Annotated in this window: 16 protein-coding genes; 5 read left to right on the forward strand and 11 right to left on the reverse strand. The window is 68.7% G+C overall.

The annotated features are described in order from the left end of the window. Window positions 1-1,401, forward strand: coding sequence for a dihydrolipoyl dehydrogenase (gene lpdA, locus MTS1_RS03850; protein WP_023951600.1), 1,401 nt, complete (start codon window positions 1-3; stop codon window positions 1,399-1,401). A gap of 84 nt (window positions 1,402-1,485) precedes the next feature. Here the strand turns inward: lpdA and MTS1_RS03855 are convergent, their stop codons facing one another. Both MTS1_RS03855 and MTS1_RS03860 read right to left on the reverse strand, forming a co-directional pair. Beyond that, entirely contained in the window at window positions 1,486-2,118 is a 633-nt protein-coding gene (locus tag MTS1_RS03855) for a CYTH domain-containing protein (RefSeq protein ID WP_023951602.1), read from the reverse strand. Next, window positions 2,108-2,353: a hypothetical protein gene (locus tag MTS1_RS03860; RefSeq protein ID WP_023951604.1), complete on the reverse strand. Its 246-nt coding sequence runs from the start codon at window positions 2,351-2,353 to the stop codon at window positions 2,108-2,110. The genes MTS1_RS03855 and MTS1_RS03860 overlap by 11 nt, the downstream gene beginning before the upstream one ends. 97 nt (window positions 2,354-2,450) lie before the next feature. Here MTS1_RS03860 and MTS1_RS03865 point away from each other — a divergent pair, with 97 nt between their 5' ends. Together MTS1_RS03865 and MTS1_RS03870 are read left to right on the forward strand one after the other, a co-directional pair. Continuing rightward, window positions 2,451-3,182, forward strand: coding sequence for a glutamine amidotransferase (locus MTS1_RS03865; protein WP_023951606.1), 732 nt, complete (start codon window positions 2,451-2,453; stop codon window positions 3,180-3,182). 17 nt (window positions 3,183-3,199) lie between these two features. Continuing rightward, window positions 3,200-3,556: a DUF6176 family protein gene (locus MTS1_RS03870; RefSeq protein ID WP_023951608.1), complete on the forward strand. Its 357-nt coding sequence runs from the start codon at window positions 3,200-3,202 to the stop codon at window positions 3,554-3,556. 10 nt (window positions 3,557-3,566) lie between these two features. Here the strand turns inward: MTS1_RS03870 and MTS1_RS03875 are convergent, their stop codons facing one another. From MTS1_RS03875 to adhE, 5 genes are all read right to left on the reverse strand, one after another. After that, window positions 3,567-4,580 carry a YihY/virulence factor BrkB family protein gene (locus tag MTS1_RS03875; protein WP_023951610.1) on the reverse strand — a complete coding sequence of 338 codons (1,014 nt, stop codon included), beginning with the start codon at window positions 4,578-4,580 and terminating at the stop codon, window positions 3,567-3,569. A gap of 51 nt (window positions 4,581-4,631) precedes the next feature. Continuing rightward, window positions 4,632-5,111: an A24 family peptidase gene (locus tag MTS1_RS03880; RefSeq protein WP_023951612.1), complete on the reverse strand. Its 480-nt coding sequence runs from the start codon at window positions 5,109-5,111 to the stop codon at window positions 4,632-4,634. Beyond that, window positions 5,108-5,398, reverse strand: coding sequence for a DUF1905 domain-containing protein (locus tag MTS1_RS03885; protein ID WP_081731817.1), 291 nt, complete (start codon window positions 5,396-5,398; stop codon window positions 5,108-5,110). Before MTS1_RS03885 ends, MTS1_RS03880 begins: the two co-directional genes overlap by 4 nt. An 82-nt stretch (window positions 5,399-5,480) precedes the next feature. After that, window positions 5,481-6,473 (reverse strand): aldo/keto reductase, encoded by a 993-nt coding sequence (locus tag MTS1_RS03890; protein ID WP_023951616.1) that lies wholly within the window; start codon window positions 6,471-6,473, stop codon window positions 5,481-5,483. A 61-nt stretch (window positions 6,474-6,534) separates the two neighbouring features. Continuing rightward, window positions 6,535-9,279 (reverse strand): bifunctional acetaldehyde-CoA/alcohol dehydrogenase, encoded by a 2,745-nt coding sequence (gene adhE, locus MTS1_RS03895; RefSeq protein WP_023951618.1) that lies wholly within the window; start codon window positions 9,277-9,279, stop codon window positions 6,535-6,537. A 190-nt stretch (window positions 9,280-9,469) separates the two neighbouring features. On the opposite strand from adhE, the gene nrdI reads away from it, so the two are divergent. Further along, a complete protein-coding gene (gene nrdI / locus MTS1_RS03900) occupies window positions 9,470-9,916 on the forward strand; it encodes a class Ib ribonucleoside-diphosphate reductase assembly flavoprotein NrdI (protein ID WP_023951620.1) in 447 nt (148 codons plus the stop codon). Window positions 9,917-10,226: 310 nt separating this feature from the next. After that, on the forward strand, window positions 10,227-10,430 hold the full coding sequence (locus tag MTS1_RS03905) for a cold-shock protein (protein ID WP_023951622.1): 204 nt from the start codon (window positions 10,227-10,229) through the stop codon (window positions 10,428-10,430). A 53-nt stretch (window positions 10,431-10,483) separates the two neighbouring features. Here MTS1_RS03905 and MTS1_RS03910 read toward each other — a convergent pair whose 3' ends face one another. From MTS1_RS03910 to MTS1_RS03925, 4 genes are all read right to left on the reverse strand, one after another. Next, the gene (locus MTS1_RS03910) at window positions 10,484-11,785 is read right to left on the reverse strand and encodes a heparan-alpha-glucosaminide N-acetyltransferase domain-containing protein (protein WP_023951624.1); all 1,302 of its coding nucleotides are present in this window, start codon (window positions 11,783-11,785) and stop codon (window positions 10,484-10,486) included. Window positions 11,786-11,908: 123 nt separating this feature from the next. Next, window positions 11,909-13,381, reverse strand: a complete 1,473-nt coding sequence (locus MTS1_RS03915; protein WP_023951626.1) for a HAMP domain-containing sensor histidine kinase — start codon at window positions 13,379-13,381, stop codon at window positions 11,909-11,911. Next, window positions 13,378-14,115 carry a response regulator transcription factor gene (locus MTS1_RS03920; protein ID WP_023951628.1) on the reverse strand — a complete coding sequence of 246 codons (738 nt, stop codon included), beginning with the start codon at window positions 14,113-14,115 and terminating at the stop codon, window positions 13,378-13,380. Before MTS1_RS03920 ends, MTS1_RS03915 begins: the two co-directional genes overlap by 4 nt. 55 nt (window positions 14,116-14,170) lie before the next feature. Continuing rightward, on the reverse strand, window positions 14,171-14,581 hold the full coding sequence (locus MTS1_RS03925; RefSeq protein WP_023951630.1) for an acyl-CoA dehydrogenase: 411 nt from the start codon (window positions 14,579-14,581) through the stop codon (window positions 14,171-14,173). Window positions 14,582-14,750 lie beyond the last annotated feature (169 nt).

The raw sequence follows: 14,750 nt of genomic DNA on the forward strand, positions 1-14,750 counted from the left end.
ATGCCTCACTACAACGTCGTCATCCTCGGCGCGGGCCCCGGCGGGTATGTCGCAGCTGTCCGCGCTGCGCAGCTCGGACAGTCCGTCGCGATCATCGAAGAGAAGTACTGGGGAGGCGTCTGCCTCAACGTCGGCTGCATCCCCTCCAAGGCTCTGCTGAAGAACGCCGACCTCGCCCACACCTTCAAGCACAAGGCCGATCTCTTCGGGATCAGCGGGGATGTGAACTTCGACTTCGGCACCGCGTTCGACCGCAGCCGCAAGGTGGCCGAGACGCACGTCAAGGGCATCCACTTCCTGATGAAGAAGAACAAGGTCACCGAGTACGAGGGACGCGGGTCGTTCCTCGACGCGAAGTCGATCCAGGTGACCAAGGCCGACGGCTCGCAAGAGACCGTCACGTTCGACAACGTCATCATCGCCACCGGCTCGACCGTGCGACTCCTTCCCGGTGTGCAGCTCAGCGACAACGTCGTGACCTACGAGGAGCAGATCCTCACCCGTGACCTGCCGAACTCGATCGTCATCGTCGGCGCCGGCGCGATCGGCATGGAGTTCGCCTTCGTCATGTCGAACTACGGCGTGAAGGTCACGATCATCGAGTTCCTCGACCGCGCCCTCCCCAACGAGGACGTCGAGGTCTCGAAGGAGATCCAGAAGCAGTACAAGAAGTACGGCATCGACATCCTCACCTCGACCAAGGTCGAGCAGATCGTCGACTCGGGCGATAAGGTCACCGTCTCGTACTCGGCCAACGCCGACGGCGCGAAGGGGCAGATCGAGGCCGACAAGGTCCTCATGTCGATCGGCTTCGCTCCCCGGGTCGAGGGCTTCGGTCTCGAGAACACCGGCGTGAAGCTCACCGAGCGCGGCGCGATCGACATCGACGACCACATGCGGACGAACGTCGAGGGCATCTACGCGATCGGCGACGTCACCGCCAAGCTGCAGCTCGCGCACGTCGCCGAGGCGCAGGGTGTCGTCGCGGCGGAGACCATCGGCGGCGCCGAGACGCAGACGCTCGGCGACTACCGCAACATGCCGCGTGCGACGTTCTGCTCGCCGCAGGTGGCATCGTTCGGCCTGACCGAGCAGCAGGCGCGCGACGCGGGCTACGACGTCAAGGTCGCGAAGTTCCCGTTCTCGGCGAACGGCAAGGCCAACGGCCTGGGCGAGCCCGTCGGTTTCGTCAAGCTCATCGCCGACGCCGAGCACCTGGAGCTCCTCGGTGGGCACCTCATCGGCCCCGACGTCTCGGAGCTGCTGCCGGAGCTGACCCTGGCTCAGAAGTGGGACCTCACTGCGCTCGAGGCCGCGCGCAACGTCCACACGCACCCGACCCTGTCGGAAGGTCTTCAGGAGGCGTTCCACGGTCTCGCGGGTCACATGATCAACCTCTGACGCTCGCGTCGCCAGAAGACGAACGCACCGCTCGGCCTCGGCCGGCGGTGCGTTCGTCTTTGCGGCTGATCGAACCCGGGATGCTCAGCGTCCGAGGGCGCGTCCGAGCTTGGATTCGGATGCCGCGGGCGCTCCCCCGGCGGATGCGACCAGCTCGTCGGCAGCTGCGAAGAGCTCGGCGACACCGGCCGCGCTGGCGGGCGCCGCGGGGCCCAGCTCGAGCTCCCACTCCCGCCATGAGCTCGTTCGTCCCGACCGTTCGTCCGTGGCCGTCACCCGATCGTCGACGAACTCCGCGACCAGATCGCCCGCGGCGTCGAGCAGGGCGAAGGCGGTGCGCGAGTTCCGGATGCGGGCGATGACCTCGAAGGGCGGCTGCGCCACCTCGGCGAGCTCGGCGACGATGGCGTCCGGCACGTCGGGCGGGGCCGCCTCATCGGCGTCGTCGAGGGGCCAATGAGTCTCGAGCTTGCCCTCGGGCGTGGACCGCTTCACGTGCCACCCCTCGTCGGGGCCGCCCGTGCGTCGCCGCAGCGCGGTCAGCGCGGCGGCGAGTCGTCCGTCGGCAGTGTCGAGGTAGCGCGCGTCGAGTTCACGGGGCTCGGCTGCGCCGACGGTCGCGACGCCGGGGAGGAGCGACCAGTCGGGAACGCTCGCCTCGTCGCCGACGTCGTACTTCCGCTCGACCTCGAGCGAGCTGCGCGGCTCAGTCGTCACTGGTGACGCGGTCGTCGCGCTCGTCGGTCGAGGGGTCGATGTCGCCCTCGGCTTCGACGAAGTGGAACTCCGACGACGTCGGTCCGTCGCCCTCGCCGGTGTTCTCCGGCTCGCCGGAGCGTTCGTAGACCACCTGGGTCTCGCTGTAGGGAAGGATGAGCCGGTCTGACGCGTCGTCGTCCAGCGGAAGGGTCTGCCCGTCGAGGGGACCACCGTGCAGTCGTGCAATAGCCATGTTCTGACCTCCTGTCTCCCGACGATACCCGCGCCGTCCGGACCGGCCGATACGCTTGCGCCATGCGTGCTCGGCGACTACGAAAGCTCCCCTCGGCGTGAAGCCGTTCGTGCTGCTCGCCACCCGGGCCGAAGACGTGCCCGCCGACGAAGAGTACGAGCTCTTCCTACGCCACACCGGGCTCGAACCTGCCTCGCTCCGGCGCGTGCGACTCGAGTCGGAACCGATGCCCGAGATAGACCTCGACGACATCTCGGGCATCTTCGTCGGCGGTGGCCCGTTCAACGCGTCTGATCCGTATGAGCAGAAATCCGCCGTTCAGCGCCGGGTCGAGGCCGAGTTCGCCGACCTTCTGGCACGGGTCGTCGCACAGGACGCCGCGTTCCTCGGTGCGTGCTACGGAATCGGCACGGTGGGTGCGTTTCTCGGGGCGACGATCGACCGACGGTTCGGCGAGCCCATCAGCGTCGTCGACGTCGAGCTGACGGATGCCGGGCGGCGCGATCCGCTCCTGGCGGGGATGCCGCCGACGTTCGCCGGCTTCGTCGGACACAAGGAAGCGATCTCGGCCCTTCCTCCCCGTGCCGTCCTGCTTGCTTCCTCCGAGGCATGCCCCGTGCAGATGTTCCGGGTCGGCGAGAACGTCTACGCGACCCAGTTCCATCCAGAACTCGACCTCGCCGGCATCACGAATCGCATCCACGCCTACGCCGACTACGGCTACTTCGCGCCTGACGAGCTCGACCTCACCCTGAGCGCCGTGAGCCGCAGCCCGGTCACCCACACGGGGTCGATCCTCCGCGCGTTCGTCGAGCGCTACGCGCGCTAGGTCGCTAGTCTCATGCCGTGATCCATTTGGTGGCTCGGCGTCTTCGCCCCGATCATCGCGAGCGCGTCATCGAGTGGTTGCGCGAGATCGACGGCCCTCGGCGCGCGGAGGCGCTGGAGTCGCTCGCGGCTGAGGGGGTCGAGCACGAGACCGCGATGATCATCGATACGACGGATGGTCCGGTCATCGTCTACGCCATGCAGACCGACGACCTCGCGCGCTCGCATGCGGTCGCAGATGCGTCGCCTCGTGCGATCGACGCGGAGCACCGTGCGGTGATGCGCGCGGCATCGGGCGGGCGGGTTGAGAGCGAGGTCGTCCTGGACCTGCGCGCCGGACTGCGCCCTCCTCGGACGAGCTCCGTCGGCGACTGAGGCCGGCGAGTCAGCCGCCCGCTTTCGCGCGTTCCTCGGCCTCGAGCTCGCGCGCCTTCTCGAGCTCCCGGGCGGCGGCGGAGACGGCGTCCTCCGCGCGCTGCACGCGACGCTGCAGGAAGGTGGTGGCGCCGAAGCGCGCCCGAACGCGGTCTTCCTCTTCGCGCACGCCCGTGACGATATAGGCGGTCGCGATGAGGATGACCTGCGATGACAGGTTGAGCCACAGCAGCAGCGCGATCAGTGAGGCGAACGACGCCAGCAGCGGGTTCGAGGTGGCACCACCGACGAACAGGCCCGACAGTTGCTGCAGCACCGTCAGCCCGGCGGCGCCGAGCAGCGCGCCGCTCCACAGCGCACGCTTTCGCACCTTCACCCCGGACAGGACCCGGAAGAGCACGGCGACAGCGACCGCGTCGAGGGCGAACACCACCACCAGCGACACGGCCCAGCCGCCGAATTGCACGAGCGGGTTCTCGTCGGAGAAACCGAGGAGGTCGGCGAGAAGTCCGACCCCGGCCGTCCCGAGGAACGTCACCCCGGCAGCGGCGACGAGCGCCCCGCCGATACCGATCGCGAGTGCGAGGTTGCGCAGCAGCACCCAGACGAAAAGCACGTCATCGGTCAGTTGATCCGCGATCGCGCGCATGGCGGTACGGAGCGAACCGATCGCACCGATCGCCGCACCGACCAGACCGACGGTGGCGATGACACCCGCGATGGTCAGCCCGGCCGGGGCCTGGATGTCGTCGAGCTTGATCAGGCCGTTCTTTCCGACGAGTCCCGGGATGACACGGTTCACGGCGTCGAGGAGCGCCTGCCACGCGACGGGGTCACCGGCAAGCCAGAGCGCCGCGACGGAGAACCCCAACAGCACGCCGGCGAACACGCTGAACAGGGTGCGATAGGTGACGCTGTCGGCGAGCACCGGTCCACGGTGCTCGCTGTACAGCAGGAACGCGCGCACCGGTTTGCGCTGCAGCGCCCACGCGATCGAGCGGGAGATGAACGTGGACTCGGCCATGCCGCCACGATAGCGCGGCGCTCACCCTCGCCCCCGTGCACTTGACACGCCTCAGATCCCGGCCCAGACGCCCCCGACGACCGCCCATGCGCCGAGCAGCATGAAGGGGCCGAACGGTATCCGGGTATGCCGGTCGCCGCGGCGGGCGGCGATGATGACGACGGCGACAAGACCGCCGCAGAAGAACGCGAGCGCGGTCGCGACGAGCGGCGCCACCCAGTCGTGCGTGCCCGTGAGCAGCCCGATCGCCGCCGCGAGCTTGACGTCTCCCCCGCCCAGCGCCCGACCGCGCCGGTGCAGGAGGTAGTAGACGACGAACAGCACGACTCCGGCGCCCGCCGCCCCGACGATCGGCCGCATCGAAGCCTGTTCGATGGCGGAGAGCACCGCGAGGCTCGCGGCCGCGGCCGTCAATCCGAGGACGAGGCGGTTCGGAAGCCGGTGCGTCGCGATGTCGACCGCCGCCAGCGCGACACTCAGCGCGGCACAGGCAGCCACGACCACGATCGTCGCGATCGCCAGCGGCGTCACGCGTCGAGGACCTCGAGCATCACCCGGACGACGCCGTCGGGTCCGATCGATTCGGCGCGGCGGATCGCTTGCTTCAACGGGAGGACGTAACCGCCGCGTCCGGCATCCGGAAAGATCGAGGTCTCCCACGTGGAATCGCCGATCGTCGCCCGCACCCGAACGGACCCGAACCCGCGCGGCATCCGCGGGATCTCTCGGATGTCAGCGCTGGGCTCTTCCGGCACCGCCGCGAAGTACCAATCCTGGGTGCGGGCCTCCCAGCGGAACACCTCCGCGTCGAATTCCATCTTCACGCGATCAGCGTAGGCCGCCCCCGAAGCGAGCGTCGTGGGTGTCCACAGGAGACACCCCGCCACGCCGCTCGCACGGTCACCAGTGCGGGTGGATGTCTGCTCGGAGGAGCTCGTCGTAGACCTCCGCGACCGCGTCGGAGAAGCCGGTCAGATCGGTGCCGTCATCGAGCAGCGCCGCCGCGGCTGCGTTCGCGCGGGCCTGCTCGGTCGTCCGGGCTCCCGGGATGACGCTCGTGACGCCCGGACGCCTGGCGATCCACGCGAGCGTCGCCGCGGGCAGGGTGATGCCTTCGGGAAGGGCAGCCGCGAGCCGCCGGGCCGCCTTGACGCCGGTCTCGAAGTCCACCCCCGAGAAGGTCTCGCCGCGGTCGAAAGCCTCGCCGTTGCGGTTATACGACCGGTGGTCGTTCGCCGCGAACTCGGTGTGCTCGGTGTAACGGCCGCTCAGCAGCCCCGACGCGAGCGGGACGCGCGCGAAGATCGCGACGCCGGCGGCTCGGGCTGCCGGGAGCACCTCGTCGAGGGGCTTCAACCGGAACGGGTTGAGGATGATCTGGATGTTCGTGACGTTCGGCCGCGCGATCGCCGCGAGCGCCTGTGCCGCGGTCTCGACCGAGACCCCGTAAGCGGCGATCGCTCCGTCTTGAACCAACTCGTCGAGCGCGTCGTAGGTGTCGTCCGACTCGATGACGGCCGACGGCGGGCAGTGCAGCTGCACGAGGTCGAGCGTGTCGACGCCGAGGTTGCGGCGCGACCGCTCCGTCCAGGCACGGAAGTTCTCGCGGTTGTAGTTCTCGGGCACCTGCGCCTCGCGGCGCCCCATCTTGGTTGCGACGGTGATGCCGTGGCCGGGTCGGCCGGCGAGGAATCGGCCGATGGTCGTCTCGCTGCGGCCATCGCCGTAGACGTCGGCGGTGTCGAAGAGGGTCACGCCGGCATCGGCGGACGCTTCCAAGACGGCCAGAGCCTGGCCGTCGTCGACCTCGCCCCAGTCGGCACCGAGCTGCCAGGTGCCGAGGCCGATGGCCGAGACGGAACGGGAGGTCGAAGCGAGGCTGCGCTGCTGCATGGCTACAGCGTAGGTGCAGGGCCGGACACCTCGGTCCGGCCCTGCGCTCCGCGGATCGCCGTCAGGCGCCGTGCGCCGCCTTCGCCTTCCCGCTGCCCTTCTTCGCGGGTGCGTCGGGGGTCTGCGCATCGACGGGAGTCGCCGGGAGGGCGGCGTCCGCGGCGACGACGGCCGCGGCACGGGTGGCGCGCACATCGGCGAACGAGGTGCCGTAGTACGCGGCTTCCATGAGCGTCTTCATGTCGTCGATCATCGGCATCCGCGGGTTCGCGGGGGCGCACTGATCCTCGTAAGCGGCCATCGCGAGGCTGTGCAGGTTGTCGAGGAAGCGGGCCTCGTCGACGCCCTGCGCCTGGAACGAGCGCTCGATGCCGACGCGGTCACGCAGATCCTCCACCGCGCGGGCGTAGCTCTCGACACCTTCTTCCGGCGTCGCGGCGGGAAGCCCGAGGTGCTGCGCGATCTGCTGGAAGCGCTCAGGAGCGATGTACCGCTCGTACTTGGGCCAGCTCGTGAGCTTGGTCGGGACGGTGCCGTTGTACCGGATCACGTGCGGCAGGTAGACCGCGTTGGTCCGTCCGTGCACGAGCTTGTACGTGGCGCCGGTGACGTGCGCCATCGCGTGCACGATCCCGAGGAACGCGTTGCCGAAGGCCATACCGGCTATCGATGCAGCGTTGTGCATCTTCTCGCGAGCCTTCCGATCCGCGCTGTCGGTCGATCCCGGTTGCGCCTTCGTGCTGCGCTCGATGTTCTCGAAGATGAGCTTGATCGCGTGCAGGCAGAGCCCGTCGGTGTAGTCGTTGGCGTACACCGACACGTAGGCCTCGGTCGCGTGCGTCAGAGCGTCGAAGCCGGCGTCGGCCACGAGGAAACCCGGAAGCACGCGCGTCAGCTCAGGATCGATGATGGCGACGGACGGTGTCAGCGCGTAGTCGGCCAGCGGATACTTCATCCCGGTGGCGTCGTCGGTGATGACGGCGAATGGAGTCATCTCCGAGCCCGTTCCCGACGTGGTGGGGACGCAGACCAGCTTGGCCTTCTTGCCCATCTCGGGGAAGGTGAACGCGCGCTTGCGCACGTCGAAGAACTTCTCCCGCATGTCGGAGAATTCGATCTCGGGGTTCTCGTACAGCAGCCACATCACCTTCGCGGCATCCATCGGTGACCCGCCACCGAGCGCGATGATCGTGTCGGGCTGGAACTGGCGCAGCTGCTCCGCGCCAGCCACGACCTCCGAGACCTTCGGCTCGGGCCGGACCTGGTTCAGCAACTGCACCTGGACACGGTTCTCACGCCGGTTCAGGACATCGGTGATGCGGTCGACGTAGCCGAGCGAGGTCATGGTCTCATCGGTGATGATGCTGACCCGCTCGACTCCCCTCATATCGGCCAGGTACCGGATCGCGTGCGGCTCGAAGTAGGTCTTCGCCGGGATCTTGAACCACTGCAGGTTGTTGTTGCGCCGTCCGACGCGCTTGACGTTCACCAGGTTCACCGCCGAGACGTTGTTGGAGACGGAGTTGTGACCGTACGAGCCGCAGCCGAGGGTCAGCGAGGGCAGGAAGGCGTTGTAGATGTCGCCGATGCCGCCGAGAGCCGACGGCGAGTTCTCGATGATGCGGACCGCCTTGACGACCTCCGCGAAGCGGGCGATCACCTCCGCGTCGTTCGAGTGGATCGCGCCGGAGTGACCGAGCCCGTCGAACGCCACCATCTGCCGCGAGAGCTCGATTCCCTCATCCGGAGTCTCGGCACGGAGCACGGCGAGGACGGGGGCGAGCTTTTCGCGCGTGAGCGGCTCGTGCGGGCCGACGCCTGCAACGTCGGCCAGGAGGATGGACGTGTCCGCAGGGACCGTGAAGCCCGCCTGCTCGGCGATCCAGACCGGCGATTGACCGACGACCCGCGCATTGAGCTTCGCGTCGGCGCAGTTGGCGCTGTCGGCGGTGACACCGAAGATGAACTCCTCGAGCATCGCCTTCTCCTCGCGGCTCACCCGGTAGGCGTGCAGGCGGGCGAACTCCTCGAGCGCCTCTTCCGCGATGGGCCCATCCAGGACGACCGCCTGCTCGCTCGCGCACACCATGCCCATGTCGAACGACTTCGAGAGCACGATGTCGTTGACGGCGCGGCCGACGTCGGCGGTGCGTTCGATGAAGGCGGGAACGTTGCCCGCGCCGACACCGAGGGCGGGCTTGCCGCACGAGTACGCGGCTCGGACCATCGCGTTGCCGCCGGTGGCGAGGATGAGAGCGACGCCCGGGTGGTTCATCAGCTCGCCGGACGCCTCCATCGACGGCTCTTCGATCCACTGGATGCAGTCGGCGGGGGCACCGGCCGCGACCGCGGCGTCGCGGACGATGCGGGCGGCCTCCGACGAGCAGCGCTGCGCCGACGGGTGGAAGCCGAAGACGATCGGGTTGCGCGTCTTGAGTGCGATGAGCGACTTGAAGATCGCGGTCGAGGTCGGGTTCGTCACCGGAGTCAGCGCGCAGACCACTCCGACCGGATCGGCGATCTCGGTGATCCCCGTGAGCTCGTCGTGCGCGATGACGCCGACGGTCTTCTGATCGATGATCGAGTGGGTGACGTGTTCGCAGGCGAACATGTTCTTCACGGCCTTGTCCTCGAAGAGGCCGCGCCCGGTCTCCTCGACCGCCATGACAGCGAGCTCGCCGTGGTGGTGCAACGCCGCCACCGACGCCTTGCGGACGATGTGGTCGACCTGTTCCTGGGTGAAGTGCGCGTACTCGTCGAGGGCACGCTGTGCCCGGGTGACGAGGGCGTCGACGGTGATGGACATCGTGAGCCTTCCCGGCGCGGACGGTCTCCGCGTCTGTGTCCGAATCCGGGATGGAGGGACCTCGACCCCGTGTCCCCAGTGTGGCTCATGTGGTCTGACCACAAGAGTCCCCGGGCCGGAACAAATCGAGTACGGGTTTTCCCGCTGCCCCGCACTGCCTCGGGCGCTCTACCGGCGCAGACTGGGCCCCGTGGCGCAACTCCCGGTCTACTTCTTCTCCTCGACCTCGAACCTCATCCGCCGCTTCGCGCGTAACCTGCACGACTCGGACGGACGGCCGGTGCGGGACCTGTCCGAGCGGACGGTGCGTGCGAGCGAGGCACCGGGACCCTGGGTCCTGCTGACACCGTCGTACAAGGCGGGCAATGATGCTCACGCGACTCTGCCGGCAGCAGTCCGCGCCTTCCTCCGCTCCCCCGCCAACCGCCGGCGCCTCGTCGGGATCATCGGCTCCGGCAACCGCAACTTCGGAGACCACTACCAGGCGGCGGCCCGCGAGCTCGCCCGGGCGTCGGGACGTCCGGTCGTGTTCGAGTTCGAGCTCGCCGGCACCCCGGAGGACGTGCTGGAGTGCGCTCGTGTCCTCGCCGCTCTCGATGCGCGCTTCGGGAGCGACCCCACCGCGCAGCATCCATGAGTCGTATCGCGTCTTTCGACGACATTGCACGAAGCATCGCCCCACGGGCGTCCGAAATCGCGTAGCATTCGAGAGTCGGTGCGTCACGGCGCGCCTCTCCGTCGGTTCGCTCCGACGTGCACTTCGTTTCATTCCGCCGTCGATCTCACGCACCCGGGCCGTGCTCTCGGCCCCGCGACCGCACCTATCTGGACCGGTCGCCCACACCGGCGAGTATCTGCTCGCCCCCACACACTCCGCAGCGGCCAGGCCGCAGCGGTATCCGGATCATCACAGCGGTGGTCCCAGAACACAGAAGGAAAATGACGACATGGCCACTGGCACCGTCAAATGGTTCAACTCGGAGAAGGGGTTCGGCTTCATCGCTCCGGACGACGGCACCGCGGACGTGTTCGCGCACTTCAGCGCCATCGCCGGCACTGGACACCGCAACCTGTTCGAGAACCAGAAGGTCGAGTTCGACGTGGAGCAGGGCCAGAAGGGCCTGCAGGCGACGAACATCCGCGCTCTCTGAGCGTTCGACGCAGTGAAGGGGTCGGTCCGATCGGACCGGCCCCTTCCGCGTTTCTAGCGGGCTCCGCTGTCCGCGGGTCGATCGACTCGATGCGCGGCGCCGGCCACGAGTGACTCGAGGGGCCCGCGGCCGCGGCTGAGAGCCCAGGTCGTACACGCGGCGAGAAGGGCCGCGACGCATCCGATCCAGAACCAGCCGCTGGCGGCGGGGTCGCCGTCCCACGACGCGAGACCCGGCGCGAGCGCGAGCGGCGAGATCAGGACGGCGAAAGAGACGACGTGCGCCGTGTACGCCGTGAGGGGCATCGATCCGACGGCGGCCAGCGGCACGAGCAGCGCCCGGAACGGACGCGCGGCGAGCAGGCAGGCGCCGACGACGGCGAAGGCGAATCCGCCCGACCCGATGATCTCCCATGTCCCTCCCGAGTGCGGCGTCACACCCCACGCCTGAGACAGCGCGGCTCCCAGATCGACCTCGCTCAGCTGTTCGAGATAGCTGCGCGCGTCGGGACGCATCGACGAGGATGATCCCGGCAACAGCGACGACACTCCCGAAGACGACAGCGCGGATGACGACGAGACGCTCCCCGATCCCGTGAGCCACCCGCGGACAGTTCCGTTGAACGCGTCGCCCAGGCCGTAGCCGAAGGCGGCGAGCCCGACTCCGGACCCGAGCAGCACCGCCGCGGTCCGCGGCCGGTCGAGTCGCAGCCGCCCGAGCGCCATCCCAGCGAGGACCAGGGGCAGCCACACGGTCAGCGGATACGAGCCGCTGAGGAGGAAGTCGACCGCGGTGCCGCCGATTCCCTGCGGGATGCCGGCGCCCGAGAGCGTCACCGCACGCAGGAGCGCGACGACGGTCGGCCCCGCCACGGCGATCGCGGCCGCGGTGAGCGCGAGGGTTCGGCGACGCAGGCCCAGGAACGGGATGAGGATCAGGAAGAGGATGCCGTAGATGGGCAGGATGACGGCGATCCCGCTGCCGAGCATTTCCAGCGCCAGCCCGAGGGCGAGAACGACGAGGGCGCGGCCGGCCATGCGCAGACGCGCGGACCGCAGTGCCTCTCCCCGGGGACGCTGTCCGCGTCCGGTCGCGAGAGCGACGGAGATGCCGGCGACCACGGCGAAGAGGATGGAAGATCGTCCCTGGACGATCGCCGCGAGGTCGGGGCCGTCGGGACCGGCGACCATCCACACGATCCCGGTATGCGCGCCGATCATGCCGAAGATCGCGAGGCCGCGCGCCACATCGACGCCCATGAGACGGGGCGGGCGGCCGAAGTCGTGCCAACGGTCGCGGAAGGAACGGCGGGTCGACTCGAGGGCTCGAGCGATCGGGGTGGTCGGCAGGGACACGGCAGGCTCTCCTCGGCGACGGGCCGGATGATGACACGGGCGCGTGCGGCAGATACCGCGCGGCCGGTCGACGGTAGATCGTGGCCCTGTGCGCGAATTAAGCGCGCTGGTCGCGTGCGGCGATCAGGCGGTGCTCGTCGGAATCCGAATCCCGAATCGCGTGCCCGCGCTCGAGCTGGTGACCGAGACCTCGTAGCCCGAGGCTGTCGCGAGCGCCTGCACGATTGCGAGACCGAGCCCGACCGTGGTCCCGCGTGTCTGCGACCGACTCCCCGCCTGGGTGAAGCGATCGAAGATGGTGGGCAGCGCCTCGGGGTCGATTCCCGGTCCGTCGTCCTCGACGACCACTTCGACGGAGGTCGACGTCGTCTCGATGGACACGGTCACACTGGTTCCGTCCGGAGTGTGGTGCCCCGCGTTGGCGACGAGATTCAACAGCATCTGCCGGATCGCGCCCTCATCCCCGACCACCGTGACGTCCTCGTCGGGCAGAGCGATGCGCCAGACGTGCCCGGGATAGGCGAACCTCGCGTCGGAAGCGGTCTCCGCCACGATCATCGACAGTTCGACGTCGTCGCGCGCGACCACCGGGTCGGCGTCGAGACGCGCGAGCAAGAGCAGGTCGTCGATGAGCGCGCTCATCCGCGACGCCTCCGACCCGATGCGCTGGAGGACGCCCTGCGTCTCGAGGGGGTCGGCGCCGGCATCGGGTTGCGCGTAGAAGTCGGCGTAGCCGCGGATGGAGGCGAGGGGGTTGCGCAGCTCGTGGCTCGCCTCGGCGATGAAGCGACGCATCGACTCCTCGGCGCGGTGACGTGCGTTGAGCGAGAGCTCGACGTGGTCGAGGAGGCGATTGAGCGCGTCGGCGACGCGGTCGGTTTCGGACCCCAGATGCCGCACGTCACGGGGAACCCGGCGTTGCGGGGCGATCTCGCCGGATGAGAGCGGTGTGGCCGCCACCTCATCGGCGATCTCGGCGACCCGCTCGAGCGGGTCGAGCTGCTGCCGGGTCCACCGCCAGCCGAACACGGCGGCGAACGCCGCGATCGCGATCCCGACGACCGCGAGCCAGAGGGCGTAGGTGCGGACGACCGTCTCGGTGTCGGTGAGGCCCACACCGCTGACGATGGTGAGCTCCTGCCCGTCCGCCGCCTCGACATCGGAGGCCGTCACGAGGTACCCGCCGTCGTCGGCGACGTCCATCATCGTGGTGTAGCCGCTCTCCGCCATCCCGTCACGAACGTGGGTGAGTTCGCGCTCTGTCATCGGACGGTAGGTGTAGTCACGGGTGAAGAACGCCGACACCGCGACCTCCCCGTCCTGGATGACGAAGAAGAACCCGTCGGAGGGAACTGCGAGTGACACGTCGTCGAACGTCGGAACGCTTCCGCTCGCGTCCACGGCCGTGAGAGTCTGCCCGATGGCTGTGTCGTTCGCGAGGTACAGCGTCGACTCGGCCTGGGTGACGAGACTCTGCCGCAGGATGGCTACGGAGACGACGCCGAAGACGGTGACGGACGCCAGAAGGAGCCCGGAGATCATCGCGACCGAGCGCCCACGCAGGGTGCGCAGGCCTCCCAGCCGCGCAGGCGTCACGATGAAGCCGGAGCGGTCGGAGCTGCACGCAGGATGTAGCCGACGCGACGCAGCGTGTGGATCATGGGCTCACGCCCGTGATCGATCTTCTTGCGCAGATAAGAGATGTAGATCTCCACGATGTTCGACTCCCGTCCGAAGTCATACTCCCAGACGCGATCGAGGATCTGCTCCTTGCTGAGGACCCGGTCGGCGTTGAGCATCAGGAAGCGCAGCAGCGAGAACTCCGTCGCCGTCAGCCGGATCTGCTCCCCTGCCCGCGTGACCTCGTGGTTGTCCTCGTTCAGCCTCAAATCGCCGACCTCGAGCATCGGCGTCGGAGCGCCCTGCATGAGCATGGGGCTGCGCCGCAGCAGTCCGCGAAGGCGCACGACGACCTCTTCGACGCTGAAGGGCTTGGCCACGTAGTCGTCGCCACCGGCAGCGATGCCGGTGATGCGATTGGCGACGGTTCCGTTGGCCGTCAGGAAGAGGACCATGGTCTCGCTCAGCTCGCTCCGGAGCGTACGCAGCACCTCGACGCCGTCGATGTCGGGCAGCACGACATCGAGGACCATCAGATGCGGCCTCATGCGACGCGCGGTCTCGATGGCGCTCGCCCCCGTCGCGGCGACCTCCACCTGCCAGCCCTGCCGAGACAGCACCGCTCCGAGCAGATGGCGGAGGTTCGGCTCATCATCGACGACGAGCACGCGGATCGCGGGATCGGACAGCGGGGACGACGAGAGCGACATGTCTTCATGCTCCCGTGCGACGATATGCGCCCGTTAAGAGAACCCGCGACAAATCTCAGGCGAGCACGAGGTCGAGCTCGGGGTGGCCGGCGAACACGTCCAGCACCAGGTCGAAGTAGGTCTTCCCGGCGCCCCGATCGAGATCGTCCAGCGCGGCGCGTGCCGGCGCCGCCGCGTACACGTCTGGGCGCTCGAGCTTCGCGGCCAGGTAGGCCCGGGTGAGCGGGACGCCCAGTGCCTGCCGCGAGGCGGTCGCATCAGCCCACACGACGCGGGCGGACGACGCGCGGGCGAGGACGCCGAACCCGCCGTAGAGCAGGTCGTCGAGGGCGTCCAGGCTCTCCCCGAGATTCCAGTCCTCGTCGGGCATGAAGACGCGGTTGGGCTCCGCGTAGAGCGAGGGGATGTCGCGGACGCGCGCCCCTTCGATGCGCAGGTCGACGGCAGCGGACGGCGGACGATTCACACGCCGAGGCTAGCCGCCCATGACGATGACGCGCCCGCGAGGCGAGGCCGAAACAGGCGGGCCACGGCCAGGACCGTTCTGCTAGCGTGCGTGAGAGCGCTCCCTGGGAGCGCTCTCAGACGAGCGAAGGAGCTTGAATGGAAGCAATGAGACAGCGTCACAGGAGACG

This window comes from Microbacterium sp. TS-1 (genome assembly GCF_000509385.1).
Classification (GTDB): Bacteria; Actinomycetota; Actinomycetes; order Actinomycetales; family Microbacteriaceae; genus Microbacterium; species Microbacterium arborescens.

What these genes read in the sequence shown, in the direction of transcription:
- MTS1_RS03860 (WP_023951604.1), bottom strand. Translation starts at nt 2,353, where the DNA reads ATGGCTATTGCACGACTGCACGGTGGTCCCCTCGACGGGCAGACCCTT.
- MTS1_RS03875 (WP_023951610.1), bottom strand. Translation starts at nt 4,580, where the DNA reads ATGGCCGAGTCCACGTTCATCTCCCGCTCGATCGCGTGGGCGCTGCAG.
- MTS1_RS03905 (WP_023951622.1), top strand. Translation starts at nt 10,227, where the DNA reads ATGGCCACTGGCACCGTCAAATGGTTCAACTCGGAGAAGGGGTTCGGC.
- MTS1_RS03920 (WP_023951628.1), bottom strand. Translation starts at nt 14,115, where the DNA reads ATGTCGCTCTCGTCGTCCCCGCTGTCCGATCCCGCGATCCGCGTGCTC.
- lpdA (WP_023951600.1), top strand. Translation starts at nt 1, where the DNA reads ATGCCTCACTACAACGTCGTCATCCTCGGCGCGGGCCCCGGCGGGTAT.
- adhE (WP_023951618.1), bottom strand. Translation starts at nt 9,279, where the DNA reads ATGTCCATCACCGTCGACGCCCTCGTCACCCGGGCACAGCGTGCCCTC.
- MTS1_RS03885 (WP_081731817.1), bottom strand. Translation starts at nt 5,398, where the DNA reads ATGGAATTCGACGCGGAGGTGTTCCGCTGGGAGGCCCGCACCCAGGAT.
- MTS1_RS03890 (WP_023951616.1), bottom strand. Translation starts at nt 6,473, where the DNA reads ATGCAGCAGCGCAGCCTCGCTTCGACCTCCCGTTCCGTCTCGGCCATC.